Source organism: Tenacibaculum sp. MAR_2010_89 (genome assembly GCF_900105985.1).
GTDB classification, from domain to species: Bacteria; Bacteroidota; Bacteroidia; order Flavobacteriales; family Flavobacteriaceae; genus Polaribacter; species Polaribacter halocynthiae.
This window is the reverse complement of the sequence record NZ_FNUB01000005.1, coordinates 1,130,900-1,149,419: the sequence shown is the minus strand read 5'-3', so window position 1 is coordinate 1,149,419 and position 18,520 is coordinate 1,130,900. Positions and strand designations below refer to the sequence as shown.

The following is an 18,520-nucleotide window of genomic DNA, read 5'->3' as shown; positions in this document are numbered from 1 at the left end:
TTTCATTTACTTTGAACCTTTTTATATTTGTGAGAAAGAAATAAAGGTGAGCATTTTAAATTTAAGCACTAGAAAACTCTAATCTTGGTTTCAAAAAAGACTTACTTATATTACAATATCAAAGTGTTAATCATGAATTTACAAACTCAAGTACCGTTAAAACCTCAACAGCATAATCAATTAGATTATCAATCGGAAGTTGTATTAATTGGTTCTTGCTTTTCTGAAAATATCGGAAATAAATTAACGTATTATAAATTTAAAACGCTACAAAATCCTTTTGGTATTTTATTTCATCCTAAAGCTATTGAAACAATAGTTAATAATGCAATTAACCAAAAAGAATATACTGAACAAGATATCTTTTTTCAGAATGAACGATGGCATACTTTTGATGCTCATTCTTCTTTAAGTTCTCCTGATAAAAATGAGCTATTAAATTGCTTAAACGAAGCTATTAATACAACTTCAAAACAGTTAAAAACTGCCTCACATATAGTTATTACATTGGGGACTTCTTGGATATATCGATTTATAGAAAGTGACACTATCGTGGCTAATTGTCATAAAATACCGCAAAAAAAGTTTTTAAAAGAAATTTTATCTGTTGAAGAAATTTCAGAAAGTTTAGACGCTATTAATTCATTAATAAAATCAGTAAATAAAAATGTTTCGATACTATATACAGTATCTCCTGTTCGTCATATTAAAGATGGTTTTATTGAAAACCAACGAAGTAAATCACATTTATTAACGGCTATTCATAATATTATTGAACCTCGAGACAAAACATATTATTTTCCTTCCTATGAAATAATGATGGATGAATTACGTGATTATCGTTTTTATACTGAAGATATGATTCACCCTAATACAACAGCTATAAATTATATTTGGGAAAAATTCAACCAAACTTGGTTTACAAACGATTCTTTACAAACAATGAATCAAATTGAAATTATTCAAAAAGGATTGGCACATAGGTCTTTTAACCCTAATTCAGAAGCACACCAGAAATTTATAAGTAATCTTCAAGAAAAAATAAAAATCTTAAAAGACACACACACACATATTTCCTTTTAAAAACATCAACTTTATACTATATATAGTATAAAAAAGGCAATCTGATATGTTATTTCAGATTGCCTTTTTTATTTTAAACAGTTTCTTAAAAGTAGTTTAAAGATGTTGATCTACATTTCCCCATGGGCCACCATTAATTACATCAACTCCATGATTAGTTAAAAAATCAGTAGCCTGACCACTTCTTCCTCCACTTCTACAAACAGCAATTACAGGTTTTCCCCATGATTTGATTGTTTCTACATTTTCTGGTATTGTGTTTAGAACAATATGCTTAGCACCTTCAGAATGTCCTTCATTCCATTCACCTAGAGTTCTAACATCTAATACAACTGCTCCTTTCTCTAAATATTCTTTAATTTCGTTACTCATGTTTTTTTTTCTAAATAAATTAAATAATCCCATTTTATGCTTGTTGGTAATTGTTAAGCAAAAATAATCCGTTTTCTATTAATGTTTTGTAGCTTTTGTTACCTTTAAGTTTCTCCAAATATTCTTTTATGCTACTTTTTATTGAATATTCTTTATCAAAAGCTAACTCTAATAACTCTAACGGTAATAACCAATCGTTTTTAAATTGAGATTCTAGTTGTTCAAAAATATCTTTTATTTTAACTTCAGAAACCGTACCATTTTCCCTCATCTCTCTAACCGAATCATATAATGAATATAATTTCTCATCAGATTCTGAATATGCTATTTTATGAGTTTTGGTTTCTGACACTTTTCCTAAATCTTCAAAAGAGTTTACATCAGCTGGTCCTGCATAGGCAGAAACCACCTCAACACCAACAGCCATATCATATATACCCCAATCAGGATGGAATAATACTTTTTCTCCATATGTTACCGTACAATTTTTAAAAGAAATTAATAAAATCCTCCCTCTTAACTCTCTTGTACCAGTAATAACTTCTCCTTCTACTTTAACTCCTCCTTCAAACTCTAAAGAAACTTGTTTTCCTTCATAAATTCCATAAGCCTCTAAATCTCTAGGACTCATATTTTCAATTGGAATATTAATCCCTTTTAATTTTCCTATTGGACTTCCATACCCTTCAGCATGATAATTTATTCCATGTCCAATTAACTCTTTATCTCTATTTGATAATGCAGTACCTCCAGTTGTTTGAATATAAATAGGGCGATTTTTTTCATCAGATATTACATTTGTAAATACACCAGATATTTGGATACCAGTACTTAATTCAATAGTACCTAAATTATTAGAATCTATTAATTTTTCTACTCCTTTTAATCCACCTGTTCTTATTGCCATTTTATTAGCAAACTGTTCTAAAACTAAACTTAAATGTGCAAAATTTGGAGTTACAAATAATTGTGGTTGTGGTTTAGTGATATCAAAACTTACATCTGCAGCTTCAATTGAATAAGGTAATTTCTTAACCTCTTCCTGTAAACACCCCTTACTTTCACCAATTGAAGATAAAAGGCCAGCTCCATAAATTTTTGGATCATCGACAGTACCTATTAATCCGTACTCAACAGTCCACCAGTGTAAATTTCTTATCTGAGCCATCTCAGACAATTCTCCCATATTATCTTGTAGCCATTCAACTTTCTTTTGTGCTTCTTCAATTGCTTCTTTTGAGGCATTAGGGTCTTCCTTTAATATTGATAGCAAACGAATGGCTTCATACATTTCAAAATCTTTAGAAGAAGAAATAGCTTTTGCACCAATTTCTCCAAAACGACGTAAATACTCAGCATATTCTGGATTTGCTATAATTGGAGCATGACCAGCTGCCTCATGAATAATATCTGGCGCAGGTGTATATTCTATATGACCAATTGTTCTCATATCAGAAGCAATAACCAATACATTATAAGCTTGAAATTCCATAAATGCATTAGGAGGTATAAAACCATCAACAGAAACAGCTGACCATCCTATTTCTTTTAATATACGATTCATCCCTTCCATTCTAGGAATATACTCTACTGAAATACCTGTTTTTTCAAGACCTTTTATGTATGATTTATGGGCAACTTTACCCAAATAATCTACATTCATTCTCATTACATAACGCCATACTGCTTGATTTTGCGCAGTATATTCATTATAAGGTTGTTTTACTATAAATTTATGTAAATGTTTAGGTAACTTTTTAGTTACTTCATTCAATTCAAAATGAGCCTCCATAGAATGGTATTTTAACTGCGTAAATTTAAGTTTTTTATGCTTCACAAAAAACTGATATCCGTTAAATTATATATTTTGTATATTTATAGCTAACACAAAAAATCAAAGCATAAAAATGAGAAATAGAGGCGGTTTTAAAATTCGTTTACTTATTGGACTAGTAATCGTTGCGTTTGCATATTTAAAAAAATGTAGTCAGCAAGAAGAAAATCCTTATACAGGAAAAACACAATCTATTAGTTTATCTCCAGAACAAGAAATTGCCATTGGTTTACAACAAGCTCCTTCTATGGCTCAACAACACGGTGGGTTATATCCTGACAACAGATATCAACAGATTGTTGATCAAATTGGTCAGAAATTAGTAAATAATACTGTAGCAAGAAAGTCTGGATACAAATATGATTTTCATTTATTAAAAGATCAAAGAGCTATTAATGCTTTTGCTTTACCTGGTGGTCAAATTTTTATTACTTATGCTTTATTTTCAAAATTAACAAACAGTAATGGTAGCTTGAATGAAAATATGCTTGCTGGGGTTTTAGGTCATGAAATTGGGCATGTTTTAGGTAAACATTCAAATGAAAGAATTACTGAAGCTAACTTTTGGAAGCTTTTAACAATGGGAGCTTCTGTTGGTGCTGATTTAGGTCAACTTGCTAATAGTGTTGGTCAAAAAACTTTACTTAAAAATGGGCGTGGTGATGAACTAGAAAGTGACGAATTGGGTGTAAAACTTATGATAGATGCAGGTTACGACCCTCGCTATCTAATAAACGTAATGGAAATTTTAAAAGCTGCAGCTGGACCTAATCGTGTTCCTGAATTTCAAAGCACACATCCTGACCCTGAAAATAGAATTGAAAAAATTAAAGTTGCAATTAAAAAGTACAGCAAATAAAAACTTGCATAGCCATGAAGTAAAACAAATTTTATAGTTATACTTTTACTTTATGGCTATTTTAAAACACATTAAATAGAAACTGCAATTCCTTTAAACACCTCTCTTATTTCAGTAAAACTCCTACCCTGATATACAAATTTATTGATTTTACTTTTCAACTTCGTATTTATAACTAATTCGCTATTATCAATTTCTAATAAGATATTTTGTTTGTGCATTTCCTTAGTTATCTTTCCCATCAAATCGTTATTTTGATATGTATTTTTTAATTCTCTTAGTTTTATAGCGTCTTTGAGTGTTTTTCCGATATAAAAAGATTTCAAATATTTTCTAATCTCTTTTTCTATCCCGCTTTTACCTAATTCTTTTAATCTTAAAATTTTATGAAGACTATTATCTCCTACAACATTATCAAAATTTTCTTCATTTATTGATACTTCTTCCAACTTATCAAATAAAGAAACTCCATGAAGGTTTATATTCTTTATTTCACAAGAACTTTCAAAAGATGTATCAGCATTAAATCCACAAAAAATAAAATTATTAAAATTATTAATCTCACTATTTTTCAAATTCAGCCCACTAAAATTTAATAATAATGTGAAGTTATCTGGAACATCCATTAAATAAAAGTTAGAGATAAAACTTCCTTCTTTATCTCCAAAAACAACTTTAATTAAATGATTAAAATTTTCATTGCTATACTTCTCTTCATTAGAGTAATATTCACACAACAATAAAAACAAATTACTTATTGCCTTTTTATCAATAAACTTTAACTCTTCTCTATTTTGTTTTATATCATTAATTAACCCTCTTATAAAAACATAAAAATTATCTTTAGAAAAAGAATTATCTAAATTAACTTTATCAATAATACCTTTAGCTATGATAGAATTATAATTAGCTTCAAAAGCTAAAACTCTTATTAATTCATTACTAATTTCTATAAATGGTTCCTTTTTCAACAAGCTAAAAACACCAGTAACACAAAATTCAGATGCCAAAAATCGGTATATAAAAACATAATAATCATCTTGTTTTCTTATAAAAGGATGGTCTCTTAACCCTTTTGCTACTTTTTCAGAATTACTTATAAAATCAATTTGATTAACTATTTCTAATATTTCTTCTTCTCTTATTCTACCCATTTTTTCTATCGCCATAAGGGTAAAAAAAGCTACTTGACTATCAATACTTAAGTCATAACCATACTCATGTTTTTTTATTCCCTCCCTATTAAATGTTTGTTGAATAATAAAATCTAATCTATGGTTTGATAGTAAATAATTTGAATTAAACATCTCGGAATCAACCTCAAAATTCTCTTCAGAATTCATAAAATCAAGAACAACATCTAAAACAAAAGGAGGATATACATATTCATTACCCTTCTCTTTTTCCATTACAAATTCATGTAACAACGAAAGCCCCCTTTTTATTTTTGAAGGCGAAACCCCATTTAATGAAAAATATTTTTCGGCTAATTTTTTATTAAAAGGCATTAAATTATAAACAACAATAGCATTTCCATTACCATTAATTTTGTTTAAAAAAGTTTGAATATCTTTTACATATAAATCTCTACTGGTTAAGAGTATTTTCCCTTTTCCTATTTTCTCCCCTAATTCAGATAATTTAATTAAAAAAGAATCTAAGTTAAAACTTGTAATTGTTGACACTATTTCATCTACACCATCAATTATCATTAAAATATTTCCATAGTTAAAGTTATTATAAAACAACTGCTCATCTATGCTATTCCCTTGACTATGGCATTTCTTAAAAATAGAATACAAATCATATTCAGTTTCATCTGAAAAATCAGTATTTTTAAAACTTTCAATAAAAGCATTAGCTTCTATAAAAAGAACCAAATGTTTATATTCATTTTCTTTATTAATTAATTCATCATGTATTTTTTCAACTAAAGTTGTTTTTCCTATTCCTCCAGGCGCTTCAATGATTCCTATAGAAGGTGAACGTTCTTCAACAATCCAATGTAAAATATCTACTAAATGAATACTATTTGTTTCATGTTTGATTACTGGCGATACAAAATCATCGATTCCTAAAATTGGTAATTGATTAATATCATTTAGTGTTTCTTCAAACAAAAATTCTCCAATATAATACACGTTTTCTATCCTTATCTTATCTTTAAAAGTATCTAATACTTTTCTAGTTTTATGATTAGGGTTTTGAGGTACTAAAAGATTAATGTTTTTAAGTGGATATTTTTTTGAAAGGCCTTTCACATAAGCTATTGTAGAAATAGTTGAAAAACCATTTTTTAAAACTATATAAATAATTTTAACATCCATTTTATTTATATAAAATAAAATGGTTTTTTGTTGATTATTCTCTAGAAGTATTTTATGCTCAAATCCTTTACGAATACTTATTAAACTCTCTTTTATGTTTTCTGTATCAACTTTAAGTTGAGATGTATTAGACGACATAAAATTAACCACTAGATTTTCTGAAAACTCTTGAATATTTTTTTTATCGGTATCTAAGTTATTATAAACCCTAAACCGTTTATTTTTAATTCTATTTAAATTATTAATATACGGATTGAACGCTAATGTTTTAGATTTATAATTGTTATGCAATAACGTTTTAAACAAAACACAGCTTTCTTCTTCTATTAAATTTTTTTGAATATATTGATTAGATATAATAATTAAATAATGATTAATATGGCTAATACTTTTAACATCCTTAACTAGCACCAAATAATCAAAAAAACGATGATCTTTTAATTCATCATATAACTTTTTAGATGTAATATAAATGTTAATCCCCTGTTTTAAAAGACTTGAAACAAGTGTGTGAACATTTTCCATTTCATCATTCTCAAATGAAATTCCCAAAGAAGCAAAACTAGAAATCTTATTAATTGGTAAAACACCTAAAACATTATCAATTATTTCGATAACCTTAAGTATTTTAGGAATATCTGGAGTATCAAAATATAACTTTTGATAGATAGCCTCATAATCAATAAAATCTTCTTTTACATTTAAACTAAGTCCTTTTGTTTCTAATAATTTAGAAATTTCATTTATAGTTCCTTTATTTAATGATTTCACATCTTTTAAAAAGAAAAACTTTAAGTGCTTATGGTTTTTATGTAAATCGTTTTTTAAATACTTATTTATAGTAGAAATTATTTTTATTTTACTAAAAGTTGAAGTAATTTGAAGCGCAATTTCATTTTCATTATCTAAAGCATCAACTGCTGCAAAGTTTAATGATTCTTTATTAGCGTTTATAAATTTATATCCATAAACGGTGTTTAAAATTTCTATCGCTGTGTTCTCTAACAATACTTGTAACCCAAAATCATTAACCGCATTTTCTATTTTCATTTTAGATTTTAAAAGTCCAAAACGCGTACTCAAACTATTAAATAATGTAGGTAAATTCATTTATTTGAAATCATTAATTTTATATACATTTTTTAATCTATTGCCTTCTAATAAGAATAAATAAGAAACAATTTTTATCACATAAGTAGTCTTCTTATGTTTTTATGTAATAGTCAAAATTCTTTTCACAACGATTAATAATTTATAAAAATAACTATTTTACAGTACCACTTTTATTATTTATATAAATTTTTCCTGTTGATGCAGTAAAAATCTATTTTCAAATCCATTAATTCATCTCATTCATTTATACAAATACTAATTTCTTTCTTACATTTACCATTCAATTCTTAAAATAATGAACAAGAAAGTAATTTTAATGATACTTGATGGTTGGGGAATTACACAAGACCCTAAAGTATCTGCTATTTACAATGCCAAAACTCCTTTTATTAACTCATTATATGACCAATACCCGAATGCCGAACTACGGACAGATGGAGAACATGTAGGATTACCTGAAGGTCAAATGGGGAATTCAGAAGTTGGACATATGAATTTAGGGGCAGGTAGAATCGTATATCAAAATCTTGCTAAAATTAATAAAGCAATAACAGAAGGAACTTTAGCGAATGAGCCTGAGTTATTAAAAGCTTTTGAATACGCTAAAACAAATAATAAAAATGTTCATTTTTTAGGATTAGTTTCTAATGGAGGGATACATTCTCACATTAATCATTTAAAAGGTCTTTTAACTGCCGCAAACGACCATGATTTAAAAAAAGTGTATTTACATGCTTTTACTGATGGGCGTGATTGCGATCCAAAATCAGGTAAGTTTTTCATCAATGACATTCAAGAACACATGAAACAAACCACTGGTGAATTAGCTTCTATAACTGGACGCTATTATGCAATGGATCGTGATAATCGTTGGGAACGTATTCAATTAGCTTATAATGCCTTGACTCATGGAGATGGTATAAAATCTTCTAATGCAGAAAAAAGTATTCTTACTAGTTATGAAAATGGAGTTACTGACGAATTCATAAAACCAATTATAATGGTTGATGAAAATAATAGCCCTAAAACTAGTATTAAAGACGATGATGTTATTATTTTCTTCAATTTTAGAACCGATAGAGGTCGTCAACTAACAAATGCTTTAAGTCAAAACAATTTCCCTGAACTTAACATGAAAAAGTTACCTCTATATTTTGTTACTATGACAAACTATGATGAAACTTTTACCAACATAAATGTAATTTACAATTCTAAAAATATAGAAAACACTTTAGGTGAAGTTTTAGAAAAAGCAAATAAAAAACAAATTAGAATTGCAGAAACAGAAAAGTATCCGCATGTTACTTTTTTCTTTTCTGGTGGGCAAGAAAAAGAGTTTGAAGGAGAAAAACGATTATTATGCCCATCGCCAAAGGTTGCCACTTATGATTTAAAGCCTGAAATGAGTGCTTATGAAATAAAAGATGCTATTGTTCCAGAATTAAAAAAAGGAGATGTAGATTTTGTTTGTTTGAATTTTGCAAATGGAGATATGGTAGGTCACACTGGTATTTTTGACGCTGCTGTTAAGGCTTGCGAATCCGTTGATCGTTGTGTAAAAGAAGTAATTACAACTGCATTAGAAAATGATTATACTACAATTTTAATTGCTGATCATGGTAATTGCGAAACGATGATTAATCCAGATGGAACACCACATACTGCTCATACCACAAACCCTGTTCCTATGATTTTAATTGACAAAGAATTAAAATCAATAAAGAATGGAATTTTAGGAGATATTGCTCCTACAATTTTACAATTAATAGGAATTGATAAACCTAAAGAAATGACACAACATTCTCTTATCTAAAAACATATCTTTTTTATGAAAAAAATACTTTTTATTTTATCCTTTATATTAATAAGTTCATGTGCTTCAGTCCCTAAAAAACCAGCGACTAAAGATAAAGACGGTAATTTAATTGGAATAGCAACTCGTAAAGACTTCCAACAAGAACCTTACGGAAGTGATTGGTTTAATGATTTCTATTCTTATTATGAAATTGAAAAAGCAACTGCTCAAAAGTTAGAAAAAAACTTAAATGGGATTAAAATAAAAGCATTTATGGGAACATGGTGTGGTGATAGTAAACGTGAAATCCCTAATTTTTACAAATTATTAGACGAAGCTAAATTTAATTATAAAAAGCTTGAAATGATCACTGTAAATCGTCAAAAAAAAGCAGATGGATTAGAAAAAGGTTTTAACATTATTCGTGTTCCTACCTTTATCTTTTATAAAAACGGAAAAGAAATTGGTCGATTCGTAGAACATGCCCATGATGGCTCAACGATTGAAGATGATATTTTTAAAATAATATCAGGACAACCTTATAAACATCCATATCAAAAATAAACGTAAATTTGCGCTTCAATATTTTTCAACATGATCAAACCAAAAACTAGAGAAGAAATAGAAATAATGCGCGAAAGTGCTTTAGTTGTTTCAAAAACATTAGGTATGCTTGCTAAAGAAGTGAAACCTGGTGTAACCACATTACATTTGGATAAATTAGCTGAAGATTTTATTCGTGAGCAAGGTGCTATTCCTGGTTTTTTAGGTTTATATGATTTCCCTAACACACTATGTATGAGCCCTAACTCTCAAGTAGTACATGGGATTCCTAATAACACTCCTCTTCAAGAAGGTGATATTATATCAATAGACTGCGGTGCTATAAAAAATGATTTTTATGGAGATCATGCTTACACTTTTCCTGTAGGTGAAATTGCTCCAGAAACTCAAAAATTACTAGATATAACTAAAGAAAGCTTATATGTTGGCATACGTGAATTAAAAGTTGGAAATAGAGTTGGAGATGTTGGTTTTGCTATACAAAATTTCACAGAAAAACATGGTTACGGTGTTGTTAGAGAACTTGTAGGTCATGGTTTAGGTAAAAAAATGCACGAAGACCCTGAAATGCCAAATTATGGACGTAGAGGACGAGGGAAAAAATTTATTGAAGGAATGGTTGTTGCTATTGAACCAATGACTAATTTAGGTACTCATAAAATCCGTCAACATAATGATGGTTGGACTATTACTACTTTAGATGACAAACCTAGTGCTCATTTTGAGCATGATGTAGCTATAGTAGATGGTAAACCAGAATTACTTTCTACTTTCAAATACATATATGATGCTTTAGGAATTGAAAGTAACGAAGAAGATGAGTTTAGACAAAAACCTTTAATATTATAATAAAAGTGTCTTTTTTTAAAGCTATTTTAAATACTATACCTAGACCTATTTTAATAAAAGCTAGTTACTGGGCAAAACCCATTATTTCTTGGTGGTTAAAGGGTGATAATTATACAGATCCTATTGACGGAAAATCTTTTCGAAAATTTTTACCCTACGGATATGGTGTACAACGAGAAAATGCTTTATCTCCTTCTACCTTATCATTAGAAAGACATCGTTTATTGTGGTTGTATTTACAAAATGAATCTACTTTTTTTTCTTCAAAAAAAAAGTTTAGAGTATTACATATTGCCCCAGAACAGTGTTTTTTAGACATTTTTAGAAAACAAAAAAACTTAGAATATATTACTTCTGATTTAGAATCACCGATAGCAGATGTAAAAGCTGATATCTGTAACTTACCATTTGAAAACAATTCATTTGATGTTATTTTTTGTAACCACGTTTTAGAACACATTCAAGATGACACAAAAGCCATGAACGAACTTTTCAGAGTTATGAAAACTGGTGGCTTTGGTATTTTTCAAATCCCTCAAGATCTAAATAGAGAAACTACTTTTGAAGACGATACCATTACCGACCCAAAAGAACGGGCTAAAATATTTGGTCAATACGATCATGTTCGTGTATATGGTCGTGATTATTTTAACAAACTTCGATCTATTGGTTTTCAAGTTGATGAAGTTGATTTCACAAAAAAAATCGCTCCAGAAAAACTAGAACGATTTGCTTTAATGAAAGGTGAAATTTTACCAGTCTGTTTTAAAAATTAATTTATAAACTCCTGCAACTTATTATTCTTATCATTGTATAATAAAACAACCTTCAATTCAGGATGCTTTAACAAAAATTCTTTTGTTTTATCTAAACCCATTGCTAAAAACGCAGTGGCATAAGCATCTACATCAGCGCAATCTCCTTTTAAACGAACTGAAACACTTAACAAATTACTTTCTTTCGCTAAACCAGTTTTTGGATTCACTGTGTGCACAATTTTCTCCCCTTCTTCATTCATTTTGTATTTTCTGTAGTTTCCTGAAGTAGCCATAGATTCATCATCCAATTCAATTATTTTTTGAAGTGATCGTGTACCATCAACATTTGGTTTTTCGATAGCTACCTTCCATAATTTACCTTCCTTTTTACCTCTTGCTCTAATTTCACCTCCTATTTCTACTAAATAATTATTAATCTTTTTACTCTCCAAAAACCACCCAATAACATCAATACCATATCCTTTAGCAAAAGCGTTCACATTAAATTCTATATTAGAAGTTTCCCTAAACACCTTTCTATTCTCTAGTTTTACTTTATCAAAACCTACTCCCTTCATAAGTCCTGTAATTTCTTCTGAACTCAAATTCTTTTTCTCTTTTCCCGATCCAAAACCATACGCATCAATTAAACGACCTATCGTAGGATCAAAATACCCATTAGTTTCTTTATGAATTCGTTTAGCTTTTTCAAAAACATCTACAAACATATCATCTACCACTACCGTTGAGTCACCTTTATTTATTTTCGATATATCAGAAGTAGGCATATAGGTAGATAACGAATTATTAACCAAATTAAATAAACTATCAATCGATTTTTGGTAATTTGTCTTATCTAAATAGGTAATATGATAAGTAGTTCCAAAAACAACTCCTTCGAGCTTAACAATCTCTTTTTGCTTTTTTTCACTACATCCAAAAAGAACAAATAACACTAGTGTACTTAAATAAAAACTCTTTTTTAGCATCAGTTAAAATATTTAAGCACAAAAATAATAGTTTCAATCTTCATAAAAGATTGTTAATTATCTTTTTTGTATTCCCATTTTTATAACTTTGCTTTATAATATTCAATCAAAGTAAATTTAATTTAAGATGAAAAAAGCATTTCTATTATTTGTACTAACCATATTAATAGCTTCTTGTGCTTCTACTAAAGAAATGGAAGCTTTAAAAGCTAAACATGAAAAAACACAAGAAGAATTACTTGCTGTAAAAACAAATTTAACAAAGTGTTTGGTTGAAAAAGAACGTTTTCAAGAAAAATCAAGTATCCTACAAACCACTGTTAATGACTTACGTAAAGACAAAAGTGAAACTCTAAAACAAGTAGGAAATTTAACTGTTTTAACTCAAGGAGCAAATGATAACATTAAAGAAACTCTTGCTCAATTAAGCAAAAAAGACAAATACATTAATAGAATTAGAGCAGCTGCCTCTAAAAAAGATTCATTAAACTTAGTTGTTGCTTTCCATTTAAAGAAAGAATTACAGCAAGGAATTGATGATGAAGATATTGAAGTGAATGTTGAAAAAACAGTAGTTTTTATTTCAATTTCTGATAAGCTTTTATTTAAAAGCGGTAGCTATACTATAACAGATAAAGCTTCTAAAGTATTAGAAAAAGTAGCAACAGTTGTTAATGCACAGCCTAAAATGGATGTAATGATAGAAGGTCATACTGATGATACTCCTATAAAAGGTTCTTCAGTTTTAAAAGATAACTGGGATTTAAGTGTTAGACGTTCAACTGCAATTGTACGCCAATTACAAAACAAATACAACGTAGCTCCTAGTAGATTAATTGCTGCAGGTAGAAGTAGTTACGCTCCTTTAACCACTAATGATTCAGCTGCAAACAAATCAAAAAACAGAAGAACAAAAATTATTATTCTTCCTCGTTTAAACCAATTCTTCGAATTGTTAGAGCAAAAAGCTGAATAACAAACAAAACATATAAATAAAAAACTGCCTAATGGCAGTTTTTTTTTGTTTTAATAAAATTCTCGTTCTTTGCAACTTTACATTTTAATAACTTCATGCTAACAAAACTATTACCTAAAAGATTTCAGCTAGCTAAAACATTTGTACTAACCATACTTTTTTTTGCTTTCGTAATTAGATGTTCATTATATTTCTTAACGCTAAATACAATTGATTTTTCTATTATTAATCTATTCAAAATATTGGCTATAGGAATATTTTATGATATTGGTGTACTATCATATGTATTACTACTTTACACTATATATCTATTAATAATACCTAAGAAGTTCCATGGAAGTAAACTTGATAAACTCATAACAAAATTCACCTACGGATTATTATTATTTGTTTTTATATTTTCTTTTTTAGCCGAAGTTCCTTTTTGGCAAGAATATCAAAGAAGATATAACTTTATTGCTGTCGATTATTTATTATACACCTATGAAGTAGTTGAAAACATACATCAATCATTTCCTATTCCTTTGTTAGTAGGAGTTATTGTTTTAATATTAATAATCAGCATAAGATTTGCTAAAAAAAGAAATGCATATAAACTTACATTTGAAAGTGATGATTCTTTTAATAAAAAAATAATCCCTGCATTTTTCGCTGTTCTAATTTTTTCATTATTCCATTTTAAAGTTAAAAACACCAATGCAGAAATTTTTGACAATATCAATGAAAGTGAATTAGCAAAGTCTGGTCTATTTTCTTTCTTTGCTGCTTACAAAAGTAATGAGCTTAATTATAAAGAATTTTACGACACTATTTCAAAAAAAGAAGTATACGGCATATTAAGAAAAAACATAAAAGCCTCAAATGATAGTCTTATAAATTATGAAGGCATTAAAAGACATACAATTAATTTAGGAGAAGAAAAAAAACCAAATATAATATTTATTGGTTTAGAAAGCTTGAACGCTAGATTCATGACCACTTTTGGTAACGATAAAGTATGGACACCAACATTAGATTCTTTAGTTGGAGAATCAATATTTTTCAACAACTTATATGCTACAGGAACTCGAACTATAAGAGGTATAGAAGCTATTAGTTTATCAATTCCACCTACACCAGGAAGAAGTATTGTAAAACGTGAAAACAACGAAAACCTTTTTACCATAGGGGAAGTATTTAAACAAAAAGGATACTCTCGATCATTTATCTATGGGGGTGATGGCCATTTTGATAATATGACCGATTATTTTAGTTATAATGGATTTGATATTGTTGACAGAAGAAAATTACATCGTTTAAAAAAGAATTTACCTACAAAAAGAACAAGAATTAAAGATGAAGAAACAACTTTTGAAAATGCTTGGGCTATTTGTGACGGTGACCTTTTTAATAAGGTTATAAAGGTAGCTGATAAACAACACAAAGAGCAACAACCTTTTTTCAATTTTGTAATGACAAGCTCTAATCACAAACCACATACATACCCTGAGAATATTATAGATTTGCCTCCTGGTGTAGATATAAGAGGGTCTATGAAATACTTAGATGAAAGTTTGAGACGATTTTTAGCAGAAGCAAAAACAAAACCATGGTTTAAAAACACAATTTTTGTTATCATGTCAGATCATTGTGCTTTTAGTGCTGGTAGAACAGAAATAAATGTAGAAAATCATCACATACCAGCTTTTATTTTCAACATGAAAGAAAATAAGCCAACTGTAATAAATAAGCTTTCATCACAAATAGACATCTTTCCAACCCTATTCGGATATTTAAACTGGAGCTATACTTCAAATCTTTATGGAAAAGATATTAATAAAATGAACCCAGAAGATGAAAGAGCACTAATAGGCAACCATAGAAAAGTAGGATTATTAAAACCTGGTAAATTATTATTACTTGAAACTCAAAGAGGTCATGTTTTTTACGACTGGAATAAATTGAAAAATGAAATTACACCTATTAAAACTGACTCTACATTTTTAAAAGAAACAATTTCATACTATCAAGCTGCTTATGAAATGTTTAAAAATGAAAAACTCAAATTAAACTAACCTACTATTTGTCAATCAAATAAATAATCGTACTTTTGCAGTCCTTTTTAAAGGAAAATTTATTATTATTAATCATTTGACAAAAACTAATCGTGTAATTATGAACACATTAAGTTACAAAACAGTATCAGCTAACAAAAACACTGTTAACAAAGAGTGGGTTTTGGTTGATGCGGACGGGCAAACGTTGGGTCGTCTAGCTTCTAAAGTAGCAAAACTAATTAGAGGTAAATACAAAACTAACTATACTCCTCACGTAGATTGTGGAGATAACGTAGTTATTATCAACGCAGAAAAAATTAACTTAACTGGTAAAAAGTGGACTGATAAATCTTATATCCGTCACACAGGTTATCCAGGAGGGCAAAGATCACTTACTGCTACAGAAATGTTCGAAAAAGATCCTACAAGACTTATCGAAAAAGCAGTAAAAGGAATGTTACCTAAAAACAAATTAGGTAGTGCATTATTCAGAAATTTATATGTATATGCAGGTACTGAGCACGGACAAAATGCTCAAAACCCTAAAGCTACTAACCTTAACGATCTTATATAATGGAAACTATACACAAAATAGGTAGAAGAAAAACAGCTGTTGCTCGTGTTTATGTTTCACAAGGAAGTGGAAACATTACAGTCAACAAAAAAGAATATAAAAACTACTTTACAACAGGTACTTTACAATATAAAGTACAACAACCTTTAATGTTAACTGACAATTTAGAGTCTTATGATATTAAAGTAAATGTTTATGGTGGTGGTGTTACTGGTCAAGCTGAAGCTATTCGTTTAGCAATCACTAGAGCTTTGGTTTCTATTAATGAAGATCATAGACTAGTATTAAAACCAGAAGGATTATTAACTCGTGACCCTAGAATGGTTGAACGTAAGAAATTCGGTCAGAAGAAAGCACGTAAGAAATTCCAGTTCTCTAAACGTTAATATTTTCATTGTTGCCTTCCAAAAAGGCTTTCAATGTTTATTTTCAAAAGAGACTGTTATTATATATCAATTTTTAACAGTTTAGTATCTAAATATTTCAGACTTAATAACTACTGAAATATTGCGAAAACAGAACGTAAACACATTTATTAAAATGGCAAACATTCAAGAATTATTAGAAAGTGGCGTACACTTTGGTCACTTAACAAGAAAATGGAACCCTAACATGGCTCCATATATTTATACAGAACGTAATGGTGTTCACATCATCGATTTGTATAAAACATCAGCTAAAATTGATGAAGCTTCTAAAGCTTTACAAAAAATAGCTAATTCAGGACGTAAAATCTTATTCGTTGCAACTAAAAAGCAAGCTAAAGATATCGTTGCTGAAAAAGCGAAAAATGTAAACATGCCTTACATTACTGAGCGTTGGCCAGGTGGTATGTTAACAAATTTTGTTACTATTAGAAAAGCTGTTAAAAAAATGGCATCTATTGATAGAATGAAACAAGATGGATCTTTTGATGCTTTATCTAAAAGAGAAAAATTACAAATCAATCGTCAAAGAGCTAAATTAGAAAAGAATTTAGGTTCTATTTCTGATATGACTCGTTTACCTGGAGCTTTATTTGTAATTGATGTAAAGAAAGAGCACATTGCTATTGCTGAAGCGCAAAAATTAAACATTCCAATTTTTGCTATGGTAGATACAAACTCTGATCCAAGACCAGTTGATTTTGTTATACCTGCAAATGATGATGCTTCTAAATCTATTGATAAAGTATTATCTTATGTTACTGATTCAATTGCTGAAGGATTAGCTGACAGAAAAGCCGAAAAAGAAAAGGCTAAAACTGAAAAAGAGGTTAAAACTGAAGCACCAGCTGCTACAGAAAAACCAGCTACAACTGAAGAATCAAAATAATTTTAACTTAAAGGTTTCATTACATTGGAACCTTTAGGTTTTTATATCTTGTACAACAAAAATATTTACAACTAAAAATAACGATAGAAATGTCAGTAAAAATTAGCGCTGCAGACGTAAAGAAATTAAGAGAAACTACCGGAGCTGGAATGATGGATTGTAAAAATGCATTAGTAGAAGCTGAAGGTAATTTTGATAAAGCAATTGAAATTTTACGTAAAAAAGGACAAAAGATCGCTGCTAAAAGAGCAGATCGTGAATCTACTGAAGGTGTAGCTATTACTAAAATTAGCGATGACAACACATATGGAGTTGCTATTGTATTAGCATGTGAAACAGATTTCGTTTCTAAAAACGATTCATTTAAAGCTTTAGCATCTCAATTTGTAGATATCGCTTTTAACTACAATACTAAAGAAGAATTTTTAGCTGCTGATTTCGGTGGAGTTACTGTTGCTGAAAAACTGATTGAACAAACTGGTGTTATCGGTGAAAAAATCGATATTACATCTTTCGAAAAAATTGAAGCACCATATGTAGGAGCATATACTCACGTTGGTAAAATTGCTGCTATGGTAGGATTAACTTCTAGCGTAGATAATGCAGATGCTTTAACTAAAGATTTAGCTATGCAAGCTGCTTCTATGGGAGCTACAAGCTTATCGTATAAAGATTTTGACCCTGCATTTGTTACTGCTGAAACTGAAGCAAGAATTGCTGCTATTGTAAAAGATAATGAAGAATTAGTTCGTTTAGGTAAAACTCTTAAAAACGTTCCTCAATTCGTATCTAGGCTACAGTTAACTGATGAAGCTTTAGCCAAAGCTGAAGAAGCTGCTAAAGAGCAATTAAAAGCTGAAGGAAAACCAGAAAAAATTTGGGATAAAATTTTACCAGGAAAAATGGAAAGATTTATTTCTGATAACACAACTTTAGATCAAGAACAATGTTTATTAGATCAAAAGTTCATTAAAGATGAAAAGAAAACAGTAGCTGACTATGTTAAATCATACGGTGATGTTGATATTAAAAGTTTTGTTAGAGTTACTTTAGGGTAATTACCATAAAACATTTACA

Annotated in this window: 16 protein-coding genes; 12 read left to right on the top strand and 4 right to left on the bottom strand. The window is 29.0% G+C overall.

The window, feature by feature from the left end:
- The first annotated feature begins 132 nt into the window (after window positions 1-132).
- Window positions 133-1,083: a GSCFA domain-containing protein gene (locus BLV71_RS08655; protein ID WP_093870162.1), complete on the top strand. Its 951-nt coding sequence runs from the start codon at window positions 133-135 to the stop codon at window positions 1,081-1,083.
- Window positions 1,084-1,179: 96 nt separating this feature from the next.
- Here the strand turns inward: BLV71_RS08655 and BLV71_RS08650 are convergent, their stop codons facing one another.
- On the bottom strand, window positions 1,180-1,455 hold the full coding sequence (locus BLV71_RS08650) for a rhodanese-like domain-containing protein (RefSeq protein ID WP_093871992.1): 276 nt from the start codon (window positions 1,453-1,455) through the stop codon (window positions 1,180-1,182).
- Window positions 1,456-1,489: 34 nt separating this feature from the next.
- The gene (locus BLV71_RS08645; protein ID WP_093870161.1) at window positions 1,490-3,247 is read right to left on the bottom strand and encodes an aromatic amino acid hydroxylase; all 1,758 of its coding nucleotides are present in this window, start codon (window positions 3,245-3,247) and stop codon (window positions 1,490-1,492) included.
- 115 nt (window positions 3,248-3,362) lie between these two features.
- On the opposite strand from BLV71_RS08645, the gene BLV71_RS08640 reads away from it, so the two are divergent.
- Window positions 3,363-4,148: a M48 family metalloprotease gene (locus tag BLV71_RS08640; RefSeq protein WP_093870160.1), complete on the top strand. Its 786-nt coding sequence runs from the start codon at window positions 3,363-3,365 to the stop codon at window positions 4,146-4,148.
- Window positions 4,149-4,219: 71 nt separating this feature from the next.
- On the opposite strand, the gene BLV71_RS08635 is transcribed toward BLV71_RS08640, so the two are convergent.
- Entirely contained in the window at window positions 4,220-7,585 is a 3,366-nt protein-coding gene (locus BLV71_RS08635) for an SMEK domain-containing protein (protein WP_093870159.1), read from the bottom strand.
- A 298-nt stretch (window positions 7,586-7,883) separates the two neighbouring features.
- Here BLV71_RS08635 and gpmI point away from each other — a divergent pair, with 298 nt between their 5' ends.
- The 4 genes from gpmI to BLV71_RS08615 are packed head-to-tail and all read left to right on the top strand — an operon-like array spanning window position 7,884 to window position 11,572.
- Window positions 7,884-9,401, top strand: coding sequence for a 2,3-bisphosphoglycerate-independent phosphoglycerate mutase (gene gpmI / locus BLV71_RS08630; RefSeq protein WP_093870158.1), 1,518 nt, complete (start codon window positions 7,884-7,886; stop codon window positions 9,399-9,401).
- A gap of 15 nt (window positions 9,402-9,416) precedes the next feature.
- Complete coding sequence (locus BLV71_RS08625) at window positions 9,417-9,947, top strand: thioredoxin family protein (protein ID WP_093870157.1); 531 nt, start codon at window positions 9,417-9,419, stop codon at window positions 9,945-9,947.
- Window positions 9,948-9,977: 30 nt separating this feature from the next.
- Window positions 9,978-10,796: a type I methionyl aminopeptidase gene (map, locus tag BLV71_RS08620; RefSeq protein WP_093870156.1), complete on the top strand. Its 819-nt coding sequence runs from the start codon at window positions 9,978-9,980 to the stop codon at window positions 10,794-10,796.
- A gap of 5 nt (window positions 10,797-10,801) precedes the next feature.
- Window positions 10,802-11,572: a class I SAM-dependent methyltransferase gene (locus tag BLV71_RS08615; RefSeq protein WP_093870155.1), complete on the top strand. Its 771-nt coding sequence runs from the start codon at window positions 10,802-10,804 to the stop codon at window positions 11,570-11,572.
- Here BLV71_RS08615 and BLV71_RS08610 read toward each other — a convergent pair.
- Window positions 11,569-12,543, bottom strand: coding sequence for an FAD:protein FMN transferase (locus tag BLV71_RS08610; protein ID WP_093870154.1), 975 nt, complete (start codon window positions 12,541-12,543; stop codon window positions 11,569-11,571). The genes BLV71_RS08615 and BLV71_RS08610 overlap by 4 nt on opposite strands.
- Window positions 12,544-12,670: 127 nt before the next feature.
- On the opposite strand from BLV71_RS08610, the gene BLV71_RS08605 reads away from it, so the two are divergent.
- The 6 genes from BLV71_RS08605 (at window position 12,671) to tsf (ending at window position 18,501) form a co-directional block, all read left to right on the top strand.
- Complete coding sequence (locus BLV71_RS08605) at window positions 12,671-13,519, top strand: OmpA family protein (RefSeq protein WP_093870153.1); 849 nt, start codon at window positions 12,671-12,673, stop codon at window positions 13,517-13,519.
- Window positions 13,520-13,761: 242 nt separating this feature from the next.
- Window positions 13,762-15,573, top strand: coding sequence for an LTA synthase family protein (locus BLV71_RS08600; protein ID WP_255405141.1), 1,812 nt, complete (start codon window positions 13,762-13,764; stop codon window positions 15,571-15,573).
- A gap of 100 nt (window positions 15,574-15,673) precedes the next feature.
- Window positions 15,674-16,129, top strand: a complete 456-nt coding sequence (rplM, locus tag BLV71_RS08595) for a 50S ribosomal protein L13 (RefSeq protein ID WP_093870151.1) — start codon at window positions 15,674-15,676, stop codon at window positions 16,127-16,129.
- A complete protein-coding gene (rpsI, locus tag BLV71_RS08590; protein WP_093870150.1) occupies window positions 16,129-16,515 on the top strand; it encodes a 30S ribosomal protein S9 in 387 nt (128 codons plus the stop codon). Before rplM ends, rpsI begins: the two co-directional genes overlap by 1 nt.
- Window positions 16,516-16,669: 154 nt before the next feature.
- The gene (gene rpsB, locus BLV71_RS08585; protein ID WP_093870149.1) at window positions 16,670-17,443 is read left to right on the top strand and encodes a 30S ribosomal protein S2; all 774 of its coding nucleotides are present in this window, start codon (window positions 16,670-16,672) and stop codon (window positions 17,441-17,443) included.
- 89 nt (window positions 17,444-17,532) lie between these two features.
- Entirely contained in the window at window positions 17,533-18,501 is a 969-nt protein-coding gene (gene tsf, locus BLV71_RS08580) for a translation elongation factor Ts (RefSeq protein ID WP_093870148.1), read from the top strand.
- Window positions 18,502-18,520: the final 19 nt, after the last annotated feature.

What these genes read in the sequence shown, in the direction of transcription:
- BLV71_RS08655 (WP_093870162.1), top strand. Translation starts at nt 133, where the DNA reads ATGAATTTACAAACTCAAGTACCGTTAAAACCTCAACAGCATAATCAA.
- BLV71_RS08650 (WP_093871992.1), bottom strand. Translation starts at nt 1,455, where the DNA reads ATGAGTAACGAAATTAAAGAATATTTAGAGAAAGGAGCAGTTGTATTA.
- BLV71_RS08645 (WP_093870161.1), bottom strand. Translation starts at nt 3,247, where the DNA reads ATGGAGGCTCATTTTGAATTGAATGAAGTAACTAAAAAGTTACCTAAA.
- BLV71_RS08640 (WP_093870160.1), top strand. Translation starts at nt 3,363, where the DNA reads ATGAGAAATAGAGGCGGTTTTAAAATTCGTTTACTTATTGGACTAGTA.
- BLV71_RS08635 (WP_093870159.1), bottom strand. Translation starts at nt 7,585, where the DNA reads ATGAATTTACCTACATTATTTAATAGTTTGAGTACGCGTTTTGGACTT.
- gpmI (WP_093870158.1), top strand. Translation starts at nt 7,884, where the DNA reads ATGAACAAGAAAGTAATTTTAATGATACTTGATGGTTGGGGAATTACA.
- BLV71_RS08625 (WP_093870157.1), top strand. Translation starts at nt 9,417, where the DNA reads ATGAAAAAAATACTTTTTATTTTATCCTTTATATTAATAAGTTCATGT.
- map (WP_093870156.1), top strand. Translation starts at nt 9,978, where the DNA reads ATGATCAAACCAAAAACTAGAGAAGAAATAGAAATAATGCGCGAAAGT.
- BLV71_RS08610 (WP_093870154.1), bottom strand. Translation starts at nt 12,543, where the DNA reads ATGCTAAAAAAGAGTTTTTATTTAAGTACACTAGTGTTATTTGTTCTT.
- BLV71_RS08605 (WP_093870153.1), top strand. Translation starts at nt 12,671, where the DNA reads ATGAAAAAAGCATTTCTATTATTTGTACTAACCATATTAATAGCTTCT.
- rplM (WP_093870151.1), top strand. Translation starts at nt 15,674, where the DNA reads ATGAACACATTAAGTTACAAAACAGTATCAGCTAACAAAAACACTGTT.
- rpsI (WP_093870150.1), top strand. Translation starts at nt 16,129, where the DNA reads ATGGAAACTATACACAAAATAGGTAGAAGAAAAACAGCTGTTGCTCGT.
- rpsB (WP_093870149.1), top strand. Translation starts at nt 16,670, where the DNA reads ATGGCAAACATTCAAGAATTATTAGAAAGTGGCGTACACTTTGGTCAC.
- tsf (WP_093870148.1), top strand. Translation starts at nt 17,533, where the DNA reads ATGTCAGTAAAAATTAGCGCTGCAGACGTAAAGAAATTAAGAGAAACT.